This is a genomic window from Acinetobacter sp. YH12226, assembly GCF_013417805.1.
Classification (GTDB): Bacteria; Pseudomonadota; Gammaproteobacteria; order Pseudomonadales; family Moraxellaceae; genus Acinetobacter.
The window spans coordinates 360,267-378,204 of record NZ_VPDG01000002.1 but is presented as its reverse complement, the minus strand read 5'-3'; the positions used below and the strand labels follow the sequence as shown (position 1 = coordinate 378,204).

Sequence of the window (17,938 nt, the reverse complement as noted above, 5' to 3'; positions counted from 1 at the left end):
TATCTGGATTATTCGTCTATGGCACCATCTGCAACTGCTTCAGACGCTTCTTCTAGTGAAGCATCAAAGATCAGGATGGCTTTACCATCGGTTTCGATCATGCCCTGCTCTTCTAGCGTTTTCAGTACGCGACCCACCATTTCACGGGAACAGCCAACAATACGGCCAATTTCCTGACGGGTAATACGAATCTGACGGCCATTCGGCAAAATCATCGCTTCTGGCTGTGAAGACAGGTCGATCAGGCAACGTGCAATCCGGCCTGAAACATCAATAAATGCCAGATCAGTGACTTTACGTGTGGTATTTTTCAAACGACGTACTAATTGAGCAAATACCGCATAGCTCAGATCAGGATATTGATTGCTGATTTCGTGAAAGTTTTCATAGGTAATTTCGGCAATTTCACACACATCACGCGTACGAACTTCCGCAGTACGTTGTGGATTAACCTCGAATAGACCCATTTCCCCAAAGAAGTCACCCGCATTTAAATAAGCCACGACAATTTCACGATCATCATCTTCACGAAGAATGATAGATACAGACCCCTTCAGAATTAAATATAAAGATTTAGATTCTGATCCTGCATCAATGATCGTGGTACGTTTTGGATAACGATTAATATATGCACGTTTTAACAGTGCTTTCACGGATTCTGGTAATTGCCCCGGAGAAAGCGCATCAGTGCTTAATTGTGAAAAGTTTGAAGTCATGCTAACAGTTCCGATTATGGATAATTTATAGATCGCACAAGACCTAATGTGAACTTGTCACACAGTGGGATTGAAATTCCGTATCAACCCAATTTATGTTAGTGTACAGTTACTTGATAAATTTATAGCTTTTTTTAGGTAGTTGCAATGCAAACAAGCGTTCATTGGTTAGAGAATGTTGCTTTTGAAGCAAAAACTCAAAGTGGTCATAGCCTTATCATGGATGGTTCAGCTGAATACGGTGGTGAAAACCGTGGTCCCCGTCCTATGGAACTGCTTTTAACGGGTCTGGGCGGTTGTGCGTCTTTTGATATTGTTACCATTTTAAAGAAGGCTCGTCAGGATATTACCGATGTACGCTGCGAATTAAAGGCTGAACGTGCAGATACAATTCCGGCAGTATTCACGAAAATTCACTTGCATTTTGTAGTGACCGGCAAAGCGATTAAAGAGAAACAGGTCGCAAAAGCCGTAGAACTTTCTGCTGAAAAATATTGCTCTGCCAGCAAAATGCTGTCTGATGGCGGTGTTGAAATCACCCATGATTATGAAATAATCGAAGCAGAATAAAATCTAGATTCTGTAAAAAAAGCGGCTGGAAAAGCTGCTTTTTTTGTATCAGAAAATTGCCTTTTCTCAGAACCGCTGAACTGAATACTGATTGCCATCTTCAAAGCTCAAGATATTTTCTGGAAATCTTAAGGCGCCGAGTCGATGTCTGAACGCGACACCCTGTTGACGATCGAGATAGCGTTTACCCACTGAATAATCCACACAAAATACGTTTTGTTGCTGTCCATACCATTGCAGTGCATCGATCGATTTGAGTAAACCGGTTTTTTCTTCAGTAGATTTAAAGTTCCGCCAATAATGTCCAGTAATGACTGGAATTTGGTCGGTATAGCTGTCCCACCATGGCACGCGGTCGATCATCCGCCACCTTCCACCGGCATAAATCGGTTCTAAGGCGATTTTTTCCGCACCAGAAGTAATGACCCGAATCGGATTGTGCATTTGCTCACGCAGCTCTTTTTCTGCGAGATGTTGCAATAAAGGTAAAGTTGCAGCCGGGTCTTTGAACTGGTGTTGGTAGCGTTGCTGCTCTATCTGGATGAATTCATTAATACCTAAGGCTTGCAGATCCAGCGCTGTATGTTGAACGAAATCAGCATAGGCTTCGCCAAGCGAAGTAAAACCAGAATTGCGTAATTGATCAATTGATCCTTGATGCCAACAGGCATGTACAACACGCAGCTGCTCCGACTCCAAGGCCAACGGTAAGCTATTTAAAAAATCCAGAATCCATTGTCGATCTTTGATTGAGGCTTGGATCGAATCAAAAGGTTTCAGATCATCCTGATGCGGCGAACCAAAAAACCAGCCATTGCCTTCCCGTAAAGTATCGGTCAACAAGTTTAATTCATGATTACCCATCACACATTGTGCATAGCCTTCATCTACCAACTGCCTAACCTTTTTGATCACCGCAACACTGTCTTGCCCCCGGTCACACAGATCACCAACAAAAATCAGTTTACGCTGTTCAGGATGATGACCATTCCGGTCATAGCCTAATACTTGGATCAGTTGTTCCAGCGCGGCAATCTCACCATGAATATCCCCTATGATATCCACGGGGCCAGTGAAAGCCTGCTGTATAAATGAGTACTTCATTCATGCATCCTGAATTAAGTCTAAAACAGAATATATCCCTATGAGTATGCTTTAAATTTATGTAGATCTGAATACAGAATGAATCATCATTTAAATAATTTAACCCGAATCACGGATAAGAAATTGACTTGAAAAATAAGAGGACTAGAGCCATCAGTTGAGTTACCAAACCAAACTCACAACTCTAGTCCTGATGTTCAATAGTACCGATTCTGCTTAATTGATGATTTCTTTCTTAAATTTGAAGCAACTTATTGGAAGTTCCTCAAACAAAGTCATCATTCTCTAAGAATCAGAAATGCTCAGCTCACAATTTCAGAAATCTGCTTTATCACCATTTGGTACAAATGTTCTCATTTCAATAATTTCAAAGCCTTTTTTACATGGCTAAAGCTGGATAAAAGCTTTTTATTTAAGCACTTGCCTTGCTGCCAACGCATGATTCACTTGATCAATAGGCATGAATTAGCACTACATGCCCTGTATGTAGCTTTGATGAAAGGCAAAGATAAACAATACTTATAGATTGATTCAACAACGCTACCTGTTTGTAAAAATCAACGTATTCAATGCCATAAATCATTAGCCCAAATCGCATCACGTGGCAAAAGTTCTATGGGTTGGTTTTATGGCTGTAAATTACATATCGTGATGAACCAATTTGGTGAAATTAGTTGTTCTGCTTTATCGAATGGACATGTTGCTGACATAAAAATGGTTGAGCAATTGGTTGATGGTTTTGCATCGCTTCAAACAGTTCATTTACGCTGACTTCCTGAATCCGGCTTTTTGCATTCTGGATCAATTGCTCTGCAGTTTTCATCATTTTCATTCTTCCTCGGCCATTAAAATTATATTTTGTATAAACGATGCTCAGGTAGATTGAAAGCGTTTGAGTTTAAATTTCCAACTGGCTATTTAGCCCATGAGCGCTGAATAGATTAAATACATCGCCACCCCAACCACGGTAGTGGCAAATATTTTCTGTACCTTGTTACTGTCAATCCGCTGCATCAGACTGCGTCCAATTAACATCCCGACAATACAGGCCAGGACAAAGGTCAGCGTAACCGAAACAGGATATTGAAAGCCATCCAGCACGTGTGCAGAAATACTGACCCCACCAATCAGGAAAATAATCATCAGGGAAGTCGCAACGATACTGCGCATATCAAGGTCGGTGAATTTACGCAGGGCTGGAACAATTACAAAACCACCCCCCACCCCCAACAGACCGGTTAATAAACCTGCCACAACACCAATACCTGCTAGGAACGAAGCAGTTTTGACATTCCAGATCAGACGACCGGTCGATTGATTGACCTTGCACGGTGCATTGCCATGATCGGTCACTTTATTAAAAAAGATCCGGTAAGCCACGATCAGCATGACCAGACTGAAAGCCAGCGTCAGCCAGACCGGAGAAACGATATCGGCCAGATGCACGCCATAACGCGCTGTAGGAATACTAATGAGAGCAATCCAGAGGGCAGCGCGATAACGTACAATACGCTTGAACAAACCCTCGAACGTTCCGACCAAGGCCGACAGCGTGACCGCAAGCAATCCCACCGGCGCAGCCTGGGCCACCGTCCAACCCTGGGTCGTCATCAGTGCAGGTACAGCCAGAATACCGCCACCGGCACCGGTCAAACCCAATAGCACTCCGATAACTAGCCCTTCAAGTATTAATGCCCACATCGCCCTCTCCCTTATCCACAAAAATGATTCAATAAAGGTTGAACTTTTTGTTGAATCACGACACAAGCTTATTTGAAGTAGTTAAGAGGAAGCTTGAGGTAAGAAACACCGTTTTGTTCTGGCTCAGGAAACTGTCCTGCTTTCATATTGATCTGAATCGCTGGTAGAATCAGCTTAGGCATACTCAGTCCTGAATCCCGCTGATTTCGCATCTGAGCAAATTCAGCTTTACTGATTCCCTGATGAATATGGATATTCTGTTTTTTCTGCGTCTGTATATCAGATTCACACACATACGATTCACGTGTTTCAGGCAGATAGTCATGACATAAAAAGACCCGGGTATCTTCTGGCAACTGAAACAGGCTTTGCACCGAATCATAAAGCTGTTCTGCGCTGCCTCGCGGAAAATCACAACGTGCTGTACCATAATCTGGCATGAACAACGTATCACCCACAAAAACCGCATCGCCAATCACATAACTCAGGCAAGCAGGCGTATGTCCCGGTGTTGGAATGTTATAGGCTTTCAATGTTCCAATTTGGAACGACTCATGATCTTCAAATAAATAATCAAAGAGCTGCTGAGCATTCCATTGTTTAATATCCAGATGATAAATCGCGCCAAAAGTTTCCTGAACAATACCAATTTTCTGGCTCATGGCAATTTTGCCACCCAGTTCTTCTTTGAGATATTGCGCTGCAGTTAAATGATCAGCATGGACATGGGTTTCGAGAATCCACTCGACCGTTAAACCCTGCTCTTTAATATAGGCAATAATTTTATCGGCATGAATAGTGGATGTACTTGCTGATGCCGGATCATAATCCAGAACGCTATCAATAATGGCGCAGGCTTTGGTCGCCGGATCACGTACAACATAACTGAAGGTATTGGTATCTTCGTGAAAAAAATCTTTTACTATAGGTAAATTTGACATCGTTAAGCTCCTGACCATTTACGGTGAATCCATACACCCACCAGCATTGCTACAATAAAATAGAGCACTTGATAGTGGCCCAAACCGATCAAAGTGAAACTTGGCGCCGGACAGATGCCGGCAATGCCCCAACCTGCACCAAATAAAACCGCACCCGTGATCAGCTTCTTATCTATCTGATTATTTTTAGGTAAATCAATAGGTTCATTAAATACTGTTTTCGGTTGCGCCGTACGTAATGCTTTCTGGAAGGGAATAAAGGCCACAGTAATCGCGCCCATCATCACAAAGGCCAGACTGGCATCCCAATCGCCAAACAGATCCAGGAAATCGAGTACTTTTTCCGGATTGGACATGCCCGATACCATCAATCCCACAGAGAACAGCGCACCAAATAAAAAGGCAAACACATTTTTCATTTTAGAATGCTCCTGTGATATGACGGATAATATAAACAGCGACAAAACCTGCAAACATAAAAGTCATGGTCGCGATGATAGAACGCTTAGACAGCCGACTAATGCCACAAATTCCGTGACCACTGGTACAGCCCGAACCCAAACGTGTCCCAAAGCCTACCAGCAGACCTGCCACAATCATCATCAATGGGCTGGCATTCAATTCGATTTCAGGTTGTACAAACAGACCATAAATAAACGGTGTAATGATCAAGCCTGATAAAAACCAGATCGCAGGCGTTTTAAATACGGTTTTTGGGTTTAATACCTGCCCAACCAAACCACTGATTCCTGCAATACGGCCATTGACATACAGATAGCCGACCACTGAAAGTCCGAGCATTAAACCGCCAATAAATGCGATGAGGAAGTCATGCATGGTGAATCAATCTCTATACAATATACTTTTTTATATTATATATTAAAAAATAATAATCAAGCAGTTTTGTGGTAAATTGTGTAAACTGCATGGGTTACATCAAAGGTTTCAAGGACATCTATGGATATGATTGCTGCAAATGCCAAAATTGATTTTTCACAGGTCGATTTCGTCAGCCAATGCCTAAAAGTTTTAGCCAATCCTGATCGTCTGAAAATCTTATGTGTCCTGGTTGACGGGGAAATGAATGTTCAGGAAATTGAAGAATCTGCCGATATTCATCAACCTACACTTTCACAACAGCTGACTGTACTGCGTAAGGCCGACATGGTTGGCACCCGACGTGAGGGCAAACAGATTTTCTATCGTCTGAGTGACCCCAAGGTCTTGAGCCTGATGCAAAAGCTGTACGAGCTGTATTGCGCCCAGCCCTCTTCTTAGTGCAGCCAAAAAGAAATGATCAGAAGCAGTCCGCTAAAAGCAGTAAACAGATTTAGCCATACGGGATACTGGGTGTAATAACCTTCAATAAATTCCGGCGGTCGCAGTGATGTCAAACCCCGTCGATATTGCAGGATTGAGGCGAAATTCACCAACATACCAAATACAATCACCGCAATTCCCAACCATTGTGAATAAGCTATTTTCTGTGCATAAGTGTCTGGGTCCACCAGTTGCACTAGCAGGTTGGATTTTTCAATCACAAAACCAAAAGCAATTAATGCCAAACCACTCCGGTTCCACGCCAGAGCGGTTCGTTCCAAAGCAAGCAGTACCCGTGGATCATCCAAATTTGACATATCTTATCTGCTCTTCATGCTTAGCCTATCCACCAATGTAAATCTGCCTCCCTATCATGTATAGATGTTTGAAGTAAAAATTACTTTTCTATCATGTAGTTAAAATATTATTGTTCAAAAATTTCCTTGACATCCATCGCCAGGCCTTGAGCAGATTTAAATTCACCCTGATTGTTTTTCCAGACCATCGACGGTGTGGAGAAAAAGCCGTATTTCCCCATTAGGGCCTGGTTGGCATCAATTTTTGCAGCAATTTCGACAGGAATCTTTTCCATTTTCTTGAGCTGCTTTTTGCCTTTATTCTTGTTTATATCATTAAAAACTGCCGCTGGATCTTTCGAATTCAATAGTGTTGCCACCTGGCCACGGCTTTCTTCACGGATCACACCGACCTGAATATGACGCAGCTGTACCTTCCCTGATTCTACCCAAGGTCGGGCCGCCTGCCAGAATTTATAACAATATGGACAATTTGGATCGGAAAAGACATAGACCACACGTGGTGCATCTGGCTTGCCATCCTGGATCCAGGTGGATTTTTCCAGGGTTTTCCAGACATCGTCCAATACCGCTTTTTTCATATGCTTTTCAATCTGCTCATTGGACAGGCTTTTCCCTTGTGCATCAAACAGTTCGCCCTTGATATAATATTTGTCATCGTTGGAGATAAATACCGTATTGGAGTATTGGTCTTCATGCCCCACCCAGCCGGTCATTCCTTGCGGTGCCGGAATCTGTTTTACAAACACAAAGCCCTGTTTTTCAATATGCTGTTTAATATTTGCCTGTGTGTGCATGCTCATGATCAGGAACATGCCTGCACCAAGCACCTGGTAAATTTTGTTCATACTGAGTCCTTCCATTTTTTAAGGTTGATCTGAAATTCTATTTAAATATTGCTGCAACATAGCCGGACTGAGTTCCCCCATATGCCGCTCGACCAGCTGGCCTTGAGCATTAAAAAACAGCGTCGTTGGCAGACCAAAACTATTCAGCTGCTGTGGTAGTTCACCATATGGGTCCAGCAGGACATGTTTAAATTGAAACTGATGTTTTCTTAAATAGGCATTTACGGTGGCTACCTCCTCACCCTGATTCAGCATGACAAAATTCACTTGAGGATGCTGCTTGGCTGCTTTGGCCAACACCGGCATTTCGCGGTGACACGGCGGACACCAGCTCGCCCACAAATTAATTACCGTGGGCTGGCCAACGAATTGGCTGAGTGGAATCTTGTCTGTACCCAGACGCTCCTGTTCTAGTCCAGCAAAGGCTAGATCAGGAAACGCTGCTTCAGTTTTTAGACTGGATTTGAACGCGAGTCCAAGCCCGATCCAGAGTACAAAGATGATCAACAAGATGGCTTTGAATCGGGTCTGCAACTGTCTGTTTCGAATGACATACCACAAAGCACCAATCAGCACCCCTCCCCATAAATGGAAACCTTTGTCCTGGATTTTCAGTATGTCGATGGGTGCTGCAAAATACAGCTCGGCATTGAGCAGAACGAAAACAAGACGTGCACCCAGCATCCCCAGCAAAAAACTGCTCCAGAGCAAATCCTGACTTTGTCCAAGCAGTTGTTTAGACCATGAATACTTTCTGGCTAATCCAAACAAAACAGCAGATAACAGCATCAAGCCAGTGGCAACAATTATGAGTGTCCAGGGCAACATCAAAGGTCCCAGATGTAGCGCATCACTTGAAATCATCATGGTTGTTCCCCTTGCAGTTGCTGCAATTTACCGAGCAAATGTGTTGCGCTAAAAGTTCCTGTCAAGCGCAACTCGCGCTGTTCCTGATGTGCGGCATTTAAAAATATAAAGGTGGGCGGACCGAGGATTTGCCATTCTTTTAGCAGCTCATCCTGACTTGGATGATAGTGGGTCAGGTCTAATTTGATACGAACCACATTTTGTAAAGCCGCTTGGACATCACTACGTGGAATTACTTCCTTTTCAATCGGTTGACAGGCCACACACCAGTCTGCATAGACATCAATCACCACCGGCTGTGCAGGATGTTTGGCTAAAACCTGTTGCAATTGTGCGGCTGTACTGACTCTCTGCCATTCAAGCCGTGATTTCACATGGGCGACCTGTACCTGACTCCAGACATGATAGAGCTGCATGCCTCCTGCATAGACCAGTAAACCACTGAGCAGCATCAGGACTATTTTCGATACAGACCGATGCACATGAGGCAGCATCTTGAACAAGAAGTAGCCTGAACAGGTGATCAGTACCACACCCAAAAGGCCCAGGTATAAAATGCCGGGCAATAATGGAGGGGCGAAATACAAGGCCAGAGCCAACATGACAAAGCCAAAACTAAACTTCAGGCGATCCATCCAGATGCCAGGTTTGGGTAAAAGATGGGACCCAAATACGGCAGCAATAAATAGCGGCAAGCCCAGCCCAAAGCCTAAGACGAACAGATAACTAGCTCCCAGCATCGGTTGATTGAGCTGAGACACATAGATTAAGGCACCGGCCAACGGCGCACTCATACATGGCCCGACAATCAGTGCAGCGATCATGCCCATAAGACCGGCACCAATCAGCGTGCCACCCTTCTGCTTTTGCTGCCATTGATCCAGACGCTGTAACATGCCTTTAGGTAAGGACAGCTGAAATGCTCCAAACAGATTAAATGCGAACAAAACAAACAAAGAATGTACAGATTTATCACCTGAGACAAAAACTGCATCCAGATTTAATTCAGACCATTCGTGGTGTGGGATATATTTTTAAACCGTTTGAGCAGCGTCATGTTTAGTCACAGCTTCAAATGGCGTTTGGTCATGAGTCTTTTGGCCGTGTTTATTGTGCTGTGGAGTGCAGTATTTTCATGGCTGTATATTGACCTGAAACAGCGTTTACAAGACACACTGGATCAACGCTTATCGGCATCTGCACAAATGGTTGCCCGGCTGATTCAGCAGTTACCGCTGGATAGTCTAGGGGATGCAACCTTATCCAAATTAGCCAAGAATGATGATGCAAACCAGTTAATTGCCTGTGAAGTTTCTCTTTTTAGCTCTGACATCTCGTTAGGTAATCAGGTGATTGCCAAAACACGCGGTGCCCCCCAAAATTTAAGCCAGCGACCAGAAGGATTCAGCACCTGGCAGCAGGGTGATACGGAATGGCGCAGTTATGTTCTGCGTCGTGGCGATATTCAGGTGGTGGCAGCAGAACGTATGTTCTTGAGGGATACCTTACTACAGCAGATTCTGCAGTCCGTACTGATTCCCTTGGTCTTCTCACTGCTGATCTGTATTGCCCTGATCGTTTTTATTATCCGCCGACAGTTCCGGTCTTTGGATCAGCTCAGTCAATACCTGAACCAGAAAAACCTTAGCTATTCAGAGGTGGCAGATTTTTTAATGCAGCTCAAGCCTGCAAGTATTCCCCAAGAAGTACAGCCTTTTGTCAACAATTCCACGCAGTTGATTCAAAAACTCAATGACAGTCTGCAACAGGAGAAAGCCTTTAGTGCCTATGCTGCACATGAATTACGCAGTCCCCTGACTGCAATTAAAACCCATGTACAACTGGCCCAGCTGATCGGTCAGCAGCAGCACCTGCCTGAATCCATTCAGCATAATTTGCAGCAGGCCAATGAGAGTATCCGGCGTTATACGCTGTTACTCGAGCAGCTTTTATTGCTGACCCAATCAGAAAACAGTATCCAGGCAATGCCTGAGGCCATCTGGCTTCGCCCCACACTTGAGAAAGTTCTTGCAGACTTAGGTACACGCTATCCAGAAATGAACAAAAAAATACAAGTAAACTGGGACAACTTGGGCGAAATTCAGCTGCCTGAATTTGTGCTGTATACCGTACTGAAAAATCTGCTTGAAAATGCCCTGCTGCATGCACAGGCTGCCCATATCTGGATTTCCATGCAGTCTGGTTGCCTAGTGATTGAAGATGATGGACAGCAACTGACAGCACAGGATATCCAACATTTAGGACAACGCTTCTGGCGCAAATCTGCTCAGCAGCACGGCCATGGTTTAGGACTGGCATTGACCGCTAACCTGTTAAAACAGTATGGCTATCAGCTCTCTTTCAATGCCCGACAGCCCTATGGGCTTCGCATTGAAATCAATTCAATACAATCGAAAACCCTAGAGATTTTTTGAAATAAAAATTCTTACTTTTCAACATCCAATAAAGATATCACCAATTCAAATCACTTCCTTTGTTTATACAAATAACTTTTTCTTCAACAAAAACCTTCTCTGTATTCTCAAGTTTATGAGCAGGCGATCACAACGCACTTTTAATTTTTAGCATAGAAACAGGTATAAAAATAATAAGACCCCTCTATGAAAACAAAAATGCCAGAGAAAAAAGATCACTTGATGCAACTAGGCCTGTCACCAATTAGCTTAAAAAAATCTAATCTGTCCTCATTATTTTTTCATGACTAAACGCTATGCATTAAGAGATGATCAGTGGGAACAGATTAAGGATCTGTTGCCCGGACGAGCAAGTACTGTTTGAGTAACTGCCAAAGACAACAGGGTATTTGTTGAAGCAGTATTGTATCGGTATCGTTCAAGTATTCCGTAGTGAGATTTACCAGAATGCTTTGGGGATTTTAGAGTCGTGCACACTCGCTTTAGCCCTAAAAATCCAGGATAATCACCACCCCACAATTCTGATTAATTTTTTAAAAATTTCCTTTCGATGGCCGGGCTTGCGCTAAACTCAAAGCATCTTATCGCACCGTAATGCACTGTTATGGAATTCAAGGCCTGGTATAAGCTTCGCAGATTTATTTATGACAATTTGCATAATGAAGAACACGAAAGCATCTTAAGTCGCGTCATCAATATATTTCTGATTATATTGATTATTGGGAATACTGCTGCCGTTTTACTTGAATCAATCAATGACCTCTATCAATCCTATCAGCTGCTGTTTGATGCCTTTGAATTATTCTCGATCTTTATTTTTACCCTGGAATATTTATTAAGATTTTGGGCCATTGCGGAAAAAGACCCCTTTGAAGGTGCATGGAAAAACCGATGGTTATGGATCCGTAGTGGCGGTGCCATCATTGACCTGTTGGCGATTCTCCCGGCCTATATTAACTTCTTTGTGCATCTCGATTTACGCTTCCTGCGAATCCTTCGATTATTCAGATTACTCAAATTAACCCGTTATTTCGTCTCCCTGCAGATTTTATTGCGGGTGATCAAGCGCGAAAAGGGCTCATTTCAGGCGGTTATTTTTATCCTGCTGATCATGATCATCATCGCGGCGGCTGGAGTATATGTGGTTGAAAATAAGGCTCAACCAGAAGTCTTTAGCTCCATCCCTGCATCCATGTGGTGGGCAGTGGTGACACTGACCACAGTCGGCTATGGCGATGTGACACCAATCACCCCCTTAGGCCGCTTTCTAGGGGCTTTAATTACTATTTTAGGGGTGGGTCTGGCAGCGCTTCCTGCGGGTATTCTGGCAAATGGTCTGGCCAATGAGCTGAGACAGCGCAAGCACAAACTGGAATTAAGATTTCGTGAACTGCTCGATGATGCAGAAATTGACTTAATTGAAGATCAAGAAAAAATTGAAATTTTACGTAAAGAAGTCGGACTGAGCAAAGAACAAATGCAGGATATCCTGTTAGAACTTATTCATGAGCGTAAGAAAGAACAACTCGAGCAGGAAAAAAACAAATATTTCTTCTGTCCACATTGTGGGCATAAGTTACCTGATTAAATTCGAACGTCAATGCAAGCGTATCATCACGAGCATCAGACCATCGGGTATGACGCTCGTTGCAGACAGATACTATTCACTCAATCCACTCGACTGAATCAGGATCAAATCCTCTCAGGCCAAAAATGCAGCGATGTCTTCCGCTACTGCCCGAGCTGTCCGGGAAACCCCGACCAGCGTGGCCGAAGCAGCACCTGTCCATTCTCCATAGCCCACCAGCCATAAATTTGGTACCTGAACAGAGCGGCCATTCTGAACCGCAATGGTCTGGTCCGGCTGGATAATTCCGAGGCTGCTGAGGTGATTCAGCGCCGCCTTAAATCCTGTACACCAGATCACCACATCCACATGCGCTGTGCTGCCATCTTCCCAAATCACGCCATGTTCTGTAAAAGCTGAAAATGGACGCCTGCTCTGCAAAATGCCTCGCTCACGTGCATCTTTAACTGAATCAATCATGACAATATCACCCACCCCCCCAATGGGCTGCTCAATCTTTCTACCTTCCTGCTGGGCTTTCAGGCGCTCAGTCGCCCTTAAGAACAGGACACGGCCATCGACATCATCTGCCAGAAACTGCGGCGGTGTCTGGGTGATCCAAAGCGTTTCGGCCACCTGAGATACTTCTGCCAAGATTTGTGCACCAGAGTTACCGCCACCCACCACCATGACTTTCTTGGTTTTAAATAACTCAGCATTTTTATAATCTGCGGAATGCAGTTGTACGCCCTGAAAATGCTCACGGCCGGCATACTCGGGAATAAATGGTTGGCTCCATGTCCCTGTAGCGCTTACCACCGCTTTGGCTTTCCAGGATTGTTCCCCGGCATAAACCTCTAAATACTGGCCCTTACTTTCCACGCGTTCCACACGCACCGGACGAACTACAGGAAAGTGATAGCGCTGCTCATAGGCGGTCAAATAATCGATCACCTCATTGCGGGTCGGATAGGTCTGTTCGGTCGCCGGCATCATCCAGCCTGACAGCGAACTCCAGCTATTCGGGGAGAAAAGGCGCAAGGACTCCCAGGCATGCTGCCAGGCACCTCCAGGCTGAGGCTGATCATCTAGGATGATAAACGGAATGTTCTTACGCTTTAAGAAATAAGCCGTGGACAAACCGGCCTGTCCACCACCGATGATGATCACATCAACTTCAGCTTGTAATTGAGCCAAAATATTTCCCCCCTTCTTTATTGTCATCAAATAAAAACCCAGCCTGCTTATCAGACTGGGCGTATTTCATAAAATTTTCAAGCGTTTAAATTAGCCTTCCATTGCTCAAGATACTTTTCAGTCTCTCTGATCACCTAGAATTTATAAACTACGCTGATTTACCCGTTTGGAAAGCTCTTCAGCCGATTCCTTGCGTTCCGAATAACGGTTGGTCAAATAAGCACTTTGCCCACGGGTTAGTAAAGTAAACTTATACAGTTCTTCCATCACATCGACAATCCGGTCATAGAATGCTGATGGCTTCATTCGTCCATCTTCTTCAAATTCCAGGAATGCTTTTGGAATTGAAGACTGATTTGGAATCGTGATCATCCGCATCCAACGCCCCAAAACACGCATCTGGTTCAGACTATTAAAGGACTGTGATCCCCCACTGACTTGCATCAAGGCAAGGGTTTTTCCCTGAGTGGCACGAATTGCACCCCCTGCCAGAGGAATCCAGTCAATCTGGGATTTAAAGATGGAACTCATAGAACCATGGCGTTCCGGTGAACACCACACCATACCTTCAGCCCATGCCAGAAGCTCATGCAGTTCTTTTACTTTTGGATGTTCAGTATCAGCATCTTCCGGTAAAGGTAGCCCTTTGGGATGGAAGATTTTGACTTCTGCCCCAAAATATTCAAGGATTCGACCAGCTTCAAGAACTGCAAGGCGACTGTAAGAACGTTCCCGATTAGACCCATAGAGCAGTAAAATCCGAGGAGGATGAGCTAGTTCTTTGGCTTGGACTTTTTCAAAGGTGGGTTGTTCAATAAGATTTGGATCTACGTTAGGCAGGTTCATCGGATCAAGCCTCTTTAAAATATTTCTTTCTTAGCCACAGTGAAACACTCACTAAAGCAATTAACACAGGTACTTCAACCAATGGCCCAATAATCGTGGTAAAAGCAACCGGCGAAGCGATACCAAAAGTTGCAATAGCGACTGCAAGTGATAATTCAAAATTATTTCCAGCCGCAGTAAATGAGATTGCAGCAGTTTTTGGATAATCATTGCCCATCCATTTACTCATAAAGAAGCTAATAAAGAACATGGCCACAAAGTAAATGATTAAAGGAATCGCGATGCGTAAAACTTCCAGTGGAAGACTTACGACATCCCCCCCTTTTAAGCTAAACATCGCCAAAATCGTAAACAGCAAAGCCATCAAACTCAGCGGGCTGATTTTTGGAATGAACTTGTTTTGATACCATTCTACGCCTTTTTGTTTCACCAAAATTAAGCGCGTTAAGAAACCCAATAAGAACGGAATTCCAAGATAAACCAGAACAGCATGGGTAATGGTCCAGAAGCTAAGATTGATCACTTGAGCTTCAATACCAAAATATGGCGGAAGGAAGGTCAGGAATAACCAGGCATAGGTACTGAAGAATAAAATCTGGAAAATACTGTTAAACGCCACCAATGCTGCAACATATTGGTTATCACCACAGGCCAGACCATTCCACACCAGTACCATGGCGATACATCGAGCTAAACCAATCAGGATCACGCCTGTCATATACTCTGGATAGCTATGCAAAGAAATCACAGCCAACGCAAACATCAGTACCGGAGCAATCAACCAGTTTTGAATTAAAGATAGCGTCAGGGTTTTCTTATCCTTAAACACTTGCGGCAAGGTCGCATAATCCACTTTTGCCAGGGGTGGATACATCATCAGAATCAGACCAATCGCGATTGGAATATTGACTGAATTAATACTGAATTGATCCAGAGCAACCGATGCTTGAGGAAAAAAGTTTCCTATGGCGATGCCTAACGCCATGGCAATAAAAATCCAGAGCGTCAGGTTGCGATCTAAAAAGGACATGCGTTTTTCAGACATGTGACTTACTCAACATTCGAAATTTGATTAATCGCTGCAATCAATTGCGAGCGAGAAAGCTCATTTACGTTAAGTTTAAACAAAGCATCCAGGCGACGATTGATATGTTCAACAGTGCTCATAAAGGCTTTCATTTTTTCTTCTTTATCCACCTCTAAATGGGACGGATCAGACAGGCCCCAGTGCGCCTTGATCGCTCCGCCAAGATAAAGAGGACACGCTTCCTGTGCTGCCGCATCACAGACGGTAATCACCACGTCTAGCTGATACTGTTCACAGGCATCAATGCTTTTGCTGGATAAGCCTTCAGTCGACAAGCCCAGATTGTGCAGGGTTTCAAGCGTCAAGGGATGCACCTGACCGGAAGGTTTGCTGCCGGCACTGTAAGCGACCCAGCCTTCTGGCGCACGGCTATTGAACAACACTTCAGAGAGAATGCTGCGGCAACTGTTCCCCGTACATAAAAACAAAAATTTCATGAAAACTTACTCGCAATGGCTCTGAATCGATAGAGCGGAAGAATCAAATAAAACCGGAACCTCACTAGCTTTTAGCACGTCCAGAATTTCAAAACACCAGGCCGGCAATTGCTGATTAATGCTGTAGTACACCCACTGGCTTTGCCGGCGATCGTTGAGTAAACCACAAGAACGTAACAAGGCCAGATGACGTGAAATTTTCGGCTGGCTTAACTGCAGTTTATCGGTCAGATCACAGACGCATTGCTCTTTGTTTTGTGCAATTAGCAGGACAATACTGAGACGTGTTTCATCAGATAAACATTTAAAAAACTGAACGTGGTCCATAATTGCTCCCATTTTTTATGCAAATATACACATATCCATATATATGGTAAAGATGACCTGTCAAAAATGATATCCAGATCAGAATATGCCTACCAGAAAGCGCTCGCTTGAACAATTTCCCGCTTTTTCCGATATAGATCATCGTCAATGTGTTTTTCAGATAAAAAAGCTCCAATCAAGTTGAAGCTTTTTCGCATGGGGGGACACTTTATTTTATCCGATTGCCCTGTTCATCCACGATGATTTCACCGTCTTCTTTGGCAAAGGCTTTTAATTGTGGCAAAGGCAGAATATCCAGTACCACTTCCGATGGACGGCATAATCGGGTTCCAAACTCGGTAACCACCAACGGGCGATTGATCAGGATCGGATGTTGCAGCATGGCATCCAGCAGTTTCTCATCGCTCCAGCCGGCATCATCCAGATTCAGCTCGGTGTAGGGATCGACATTTTTACGGAGCACTTCACGAACCGTCAAACCGGCATCCCGAATCATGTTGACCAGCTGATCTTTCGAGGGTGGCGTAAGCAGATATTCGATCACTTCCGGCTCAATTCCCGCATTGCGAATTAACGCCAGCGTATTGCGTGAGGTGCCACAGGCCGGGTTATGATAAATTTGGACTTTTGGCATTTGATTCATGAGCTTCCCTCTTATCGACGAATCATAGCTTTATATATGAATATACGCATATTCGCAATATAAAATATATGTGCTTTATGAATACAATCTGAGATGGGGACTCCAAAACCATTGGAAACAGTTTTAAAATGAGGCTGTCTTATGTCTAGGATACTGGGAGCAGTCCAGTTGATCCGGATGCTTTTTACGGAGACATGCAATCTGATGACATTATTATGGTTCGTTACGGTGATGATGCTACTTTCAAAAATTAGTTATTGAGACAAATGGAAAAAGATATCTTCAGGCTCTAAGTCCAGAGTTCAAGCCAAATATTATTGAGTTAAACAACCAATGTATATTTGTAGGTCAGGTAGTTAACTGTATACGCTATGTTTATCGAGCGAGAACAAGATTTAGAAAGAATTAACAAAAGCCAATATATTCAGCGTTGTCTAAATTGATAAAATCGCCGTTTTCTACAGAAAATTTAAGATTGTTAAGGATTGAAGTGAATATTCAAAATGATTTACCAGAACTAAGTAATTACAGTGAGTTAAGCAGTAAAGAGCAATTAACTATCCATCAAATCCTTATTTCGTACGTACGCTCAGATCACCTCTATAATATTATCTTGACCCATAATGTTGAACCTTACGACTTAGTTAAACTTGTAAGTATTAGTTTTGAGAATAGAGATGCTGCTATCTGGGTTCATTTTGAAACTATTACAGCTGAGAGACTGACAATGCCTCTCGATTTTATTTCAAGAATAGAAGTATGTAATTACGAAGTTTTTTAAGACTAGAATCGAGTCCCCCTAGCGGGGGGATTTATGTTAAATAAGATCTAAGACAAAATAGAAATACTCCTGGTAACATACATAAGAAGCCAGCAGCTTTTGCAGCCATATAATTCTTGACCTTTTTATGGGAAATATGTGGTCTAAAAATTATCCCTGCAAAACATCATATAAATCCTATAATTATTAGAAACGATGACATGATTTTAATCACTTATTTTTCTAAGTTCATAT

At 43.4% G+C, this 17,938-nt stretch carries 20 protein-coding genes and 5 pseudogenes; 9 read left to right on the top strand and 16 right to left on the bottom strand.

The features are described from left to right. Positions 1-8: 8 nt before the first annotated feature. Positions 9-716 (bottom strand): cAMP-activated global transcriptional regulator CRP, encoded by a 708-nt coding sequence (crp, locus tag FTV08_RS04090; RefSeq protein ID WP_004730006.1) that lies wholly within the window; start codon positions 714-716, stop codon positions 9-11. Positions 717-863: 147 nt separating this feature from the next. Here crp and FTV08_RS04085 point away from each other — a divergent pair, with 147 nt between their 5' ends. Then, the gene (locus FTV08_RS04085; protein WP_004280142.1) at positions 864-1,286 is read left to right on the top strand and encodes an OsmC family protein; all 423 of its coding nucleotides are present in this window, start codon (positions 864-866) and stop codon (positions 1,284-1,286) included. Between the two features lie 66 nt (positions 1,287-1,352). Here FTV08_RS04085 and FTV08_RS04080 read toward each other — a convergent pair whose 3' ends face one another. Then, positions 1,353-2,390, bottom strand: a complete 1,038-nt coding sequence (locus FTV08_RS04080; RefSeq protein WP_180086731.1) for a metallophosphoesterase — start codon at positions 2,388-2,390, stop codon at positions 1,353-1,355. Between the two features lie 219 nt (positions 2,391-2,609). On the opposite strand from FTV08_RS04080, the pseudogene FTV08_RS04075 reads away from it, so the two are divergent. Further along, positions 2,610-3,140, top strand: a pseudogene (locus FTV08_RS04075) (transposase); the annotation flags it as partial. A 168-nt stretch (positions 3,141-3,308) separates the two neighbouring features. Here the strand turns inward: FTV08_RS04075 and FTV08_RS04065 are convergent. The 4 genes from FTV08_RS04065 to FTV08_RS04050 all read right to left on the bottom strand — a co-directional run bounded on the left by FTV08_RS04065 (position 3,309) and on the right by FTV08_RS04050 (position 5,869). Continuing rightward, positions 3,309-4,091 (bottom strand): sulfite exporter TauE/SafE family protein, encoded by a 783-nt coding sequence (locus FTV08_RS04065; protein ID WP_071850361.1) that lies wholly within the window; start codon positions 4,089-4,091, stop codon positions 3,309-3,311. Positions 4,092-4,159: 68 nt separating this feature from the next. Continuing rightward, positions 4,160-5,032: an MBL fold metallo-hydrolase gene (locus FTV08_RS04060; protein WP_005262089.1), complete on the bottom strand. Its 873-nt coding sequence runs from the start codon at positions 5,030-5,032 to the stop codon at positions 4,160-4,162. Positions 5,033-5,034: 2 nt separating this feature from the next. Further along, a complete protein-coding gene (locus FTV08_RS04055) occupies positions 5,035-5,451 on the bottom strand; it encodes a DUF6691 family protein (protein ID WP_004646572.1) in 417 nt (138 codons plus the stop codon). Position 5,452: 1 nt separating this feature from the next. Next, positions 5,453-5,869 (bottom strand): YeeE/YedE family protein, encoded by a 417-nt coding sequence (locus FTV08_RS04050; RefSeq protein ID WP_005251416.1) that lies wholly within the window; start codon positions 5,867-5,869, stop codon positions 5,453-5,455. Positions 5,870-5,989: 120 nt separating this feature from the next. Between FTV08_RS04050 and FTV08_RS04045 the strand changes: the two genes are divergently transcribed. Beyond that, positions 5,990-6,310, top strand: a complete 321-nt coding sequence (locus FTV08_RS04045; RefSeq protein WP_071850363.1) for a metalloregulator ArsR/SmtB family transcription factor — start codon at positions 5,990-5,992, stop codon at positions 6,308-6,310. On the opposite strand, the gene FTV08_RS04040 is transcribed toward FTV08_RS04045, so the two are convergent. From FTV08_RS04040 to FTV08_RS04025, 4 genes and pseudogenes are all read right to left on the bottom strand, one after another. Continuing rightward, positions 6,307-6,669 (bottom strand): YidH family protein, encoded by a 363-nt coding sequence (locus tag FTV08_RS04040; RefSeq protein ID WP_004646570.1) that lies wholly within the window; start codon positions 6,667-6,669, stop codon positions 6,307-6,309. The genes FTV08_RS04045 and FTV08_RS04040 overlap by 4 nt on opposite strands. 107 nt (positions 6,670-6,776) lie before the next feature. Next, on the bottom strand, positions 6,777-7,517 hold the full coding sequence (gene dsbG, locus FTV08_RS04035) for a thiol:disulfide interchange protein DsbG (RefSeq protein ID WP_071850364.1): 741 nt from the start codon (positions 7,515-7,517) through the stop codon (positions 6,777-6,779). 18 nt (positions 7,518-7,535) lie between these two features. Further along, positions 7,536-8,384: a TlpA disulfide reductase family protein gene (locus FTV08_RS04030; protein ID WP_071850365.1), complete on the bottom strand. Its 849-nt coding sequence runs from the start codon at positions 8,382-8,384 to the stop codon at positions 7,536-7,538. After that, positions 8,381-9,340, bottom strand: a pseudogene (locus FTV08_RS04025) (cytochrome c biogenesis protein CcdA); the annotation flags it as partial. The gene FTV08_RS04030 and the pseudogene FTV08_RS04025, both read right to left, overlap by 4 nt. 2 nt (positions 9,341-9,342) lie before the next feature. Here FTV08_RS04025 and FTV08_RS04020 point away from each other — a divergent pair. The 4 genes and pseudogenes from FTV08_RS04020 to FTV08_RS04005 form a co-directional block, all read left to right on the top strand. Further along, positions 9,343-9,447: pseudogene (locus FTV08_RS04020) on the top strand (winged helix-turn-helix domain-containing protein); the annotation flags it as partial. Then, on the top strand, positions 9,440-10,819 hold the full coding sequence (locus FTV08_RS04015) for an ATP-binding protein (RefSeq protein ID WP_071850366.1): 1,380 nt from the start codon (positions 9,440-9,442) through the stop codon (positions 10,817-10,819). The pseudogene FTV08_RS04020 and the gene FTV08_RS04015, both read left to right, overlap by 8 nt. Before the next feature lie 283 nt (positions 10,820-11,102). Continuing rightward, a pseudogene (locus tag FTV08_RS04010) lies at positions 11,103-11,249 on the top strand (IS5/IS1182 family transposase); the annotation flags it as partial. A gap of 174 nt (positions 11,250-11,423) precedes the next feature. Beyond that, positions 11,424-12,407: a potassium channel family protein gene (locus tag FTV08_RS04005; protein ID WP_004280160.1), complete on the top strand. Its 984-nt coding sequence runs from the start codon at positions 11,424-11,426 to the stop codon at positions 12,405-12,407. Positions 12,408-12,521: 114 nt separating this feature from the next. Here FTV08_RS04005 and FTV08_RS04000 read toward each other — a convergent pair whose 3' ends face one another. The 6 genes from FTV08_RS04000 to arsC form a co-directional block, all read right to left on the bottom strand. Further along, the gene (locus FTV08_RS04000; RefSeq protein ID WP_071850368.1) at positions 12,522-13,583 is read right to left on the bottom strand and encodes an ArsO family NAD(P)H-dependent flavin-containing monooxygenase; all 1,062 of its coding nucleotides are present in this window, start codon (positions 13,581-13,583) and stop codon (positions 12,522-12,524) included. 141 nt (positions 13,584-13,724) lie between these two features. Further along, positions 13,725-14,429, bottom strand: a complete 705-nt coding sequence (gene arsH / locus FTV08_RS03995) for an arsenical resistance protein ArsH (RefSeq protein ID WP_004280163.1) — start codon at positions 14,427-14,429, stop codon at positions 13,725-13,727. A 4-nt stretch (positions 14,430-14,433) separates the two neighbouring features. Next, positions 14,434-15,474: an ACR3 family arsenite efflux transporter gene (gene arsB, locus FTV08_RS03990; RefSeq protein WP_071850369.1), complete on the bottom strand. Its 1,041-nt coding sequence runs from the start codon at positions 15,472-15,474 to the stop codon at positions 14,434-14,436. A 5-nt stretch (positions 15,475-15,479) separates the two neighbouring features. Further along, entirely contained in the window at positions 15,480-15,953 is a 474-nt protein-coding gene (locus tag FTV08_RS03985) for an arsenate reductase ArsC (protein WP_004646560.1), read from the bottom strand. 6 nt (positions 15,954-15,959) lie between these two features. Then, a complete protein-coding gene (locus FTV08_RS03980; protein ID WP_004646559.1) occupies positions 15,960-16,280 on the bottom strand; it encodes a metalloregulator ArsR/SmtB family transcription factor in 321 nt (106 codons plus the stop codon). 208 nt (positions 16,281-16,488) lie between these two features. Further along, positions 16,489-16,923, bottom strand: a complete 435-nt coding sequence (gene arsC / locus FTV08_RS03975) for an arsenate reductase (glutaredoxin) (RefSeq protein WP_071850370.1) — start codon at positions 16,921-16,923, stop codon at positions 16,489-16,491. A gap of 167 nt (positions 16,924-17,090) precedes the next feature. Here arsC and FTV08_RS16195 point away from each other — a divergent pair. After that, positions 17,091-17,332 (top strand): annotated as a pseudogene (locus FTV08_RS16195) (S24 family peptidase); the annotation flags it as partial. Between the two features lie 81 nt (positions 17,333-17,413). Then, positions 17,414-17,704 carry a hypothetical protein gene (locus FTV08_RS03970; protein ID WP_004646557.1) on the top strand — a complete coding sequence of 97 codons (291 nt, stop codon included), beginning with the start codon at positions 17,414-17,416 and terminating at the stop codon, positions 17,702-17,704. The last annotated feature ends 234 nt before the right edge of the window (positions 17,705-17,938 follow it).

What these genes read in the sequence shown, in the direction of transcription:
- FTV08_RS04065 (WP_071850361.1), bottom strand. Translation starts at nt 4,091, where the DNA reads ATGTGGGCATTAATACTTGAAGGGCTAGTTATCGGAGTGCTATTGGGT.
- FTV08_RS04005 (WP_004280160.1), top strand. Translation starts at nt 11,424, where the DNA reads ATGGAATTCAAGGCCTGGTATAAGCTTCGCAGATTTATTTATGACAAT.
- FTV08_RS04060 (WP_005262089.1), bottom strand. Translation starts at nt 5,032, where the DNA reads ATGTCAAATTTACCTATAGTAAAAGATTTTTTTCACGAAGATACCAAT.
- FTV08_RS04055 (WP_004646572.1), bottom strand. Translation starts at nt 5,451, where the DNA reads ATGAAAAATGTGTTTGCCTTTTTATTTGGTGCGCTGTTCTCTGTGGGA.
- FTV08_RS04030 (WP_071850365.1), bottom strand. Translation starts at nt 8,384, where the DNA reads ATGATGATTTCAAGTGATGCGCTACATCTGGGACCTTTGATGTTGCCC.
- arsC (WP_071850370.1), bottom strand. Translation starts at nt 16,923, where the DNA reads ATGAATCAAATGCCAAAAGTCCAAATTTATCATAACCCGGCCTGTGGC.
- crp (WP_004730006.1), bottom strand. Translation starts at nt 716, where the DNA reads ATGACTTCAAACTTTTCACAATTAAGCACTGATGCGCTTTCTCCGGGG.
- FTV08_RS04080 (WP_180086731.1), bottom strand. Translation starts at nt 2,390, where the DNA reads ATGAAGTACTCATTTATACAGCAGGCTTTCACTGGCCCCGTGGATATC.
- FTV08_RS04050 (WP_005251416.1), bottom strand. Translation starts at nt 5,869, where the DNA reads ATGCATGACTTCCTCATCGCATTTATTGGCGGTTTAATGCTCGGACTT.
- FTV08_RS04040 (WP_004646570.1), bottom strand. Translation starts at nt 6,669, where the DNA reads ATGTCAAATTTGGATGATCCACGGGTACTGCTTGCTTTGGAACGAACC.
- dsbG (WP_071850364.1), bottom strand. Translation starts at nt 7,517, where the DNA reads ATGAACAAAATTTACCAGGTGCTTGGTGCAGGCATGTTCCTGATCATG.
- FTV08_RS04045 (WP_071850363.1), top strand. Translation starts at nt 5,990, where the DNA reads ATGGATATGATTGCTGCAAATGCCAAAATTGATTTTTCACAGGTCGAT.
- FTV08_RS03980 (WP_004646559.1), bottom strand. Translation starts at nt 16,280, where the DNA reads ATGGACCACGTTCAGTTTTTTAAATGTTTATCTGATGAAACACGTCTC.
- arsH (WP_004280163.1), bottom strand. Translation starts at nt 14,429, where the DNA reads ATGAACCTGCCTAACGTAGATCCAAATCTTATTGAACAACCCACCTTT.
- FTV08_RS03985 (WP_004646560.1), bottom strand. Translation starts at nt 15,953, where the DNA reads ATGAAATTTTTGTTTTTATGTACGGGGAACAGTTGCCGCAGCATTCTC.
- FTV08_RS04015 (WP_071850366.1), top strand. Translation starts at nt 9,440, where the DNA reads ATGTTTAGTCACAGCTTCAAATGGCGTTTGGTCATGAGTCTTTTGGCC.
- FTV08_RS04085 (WP_004280142.1), top strand. Translation starts at nt 864, where the DNA reads ATGCAAACAAGCGTTCATTGGTTAGAGAATGTTGCTTTTGAAGCAAAA.
- arsB (WP_071850369.1), bottom strand. Translation starts at nt 15,474, where the DNA reads ATGTCTGAAAAACGCATGTCCTTTTTAGATCGCAACCTGACGCTCTGG.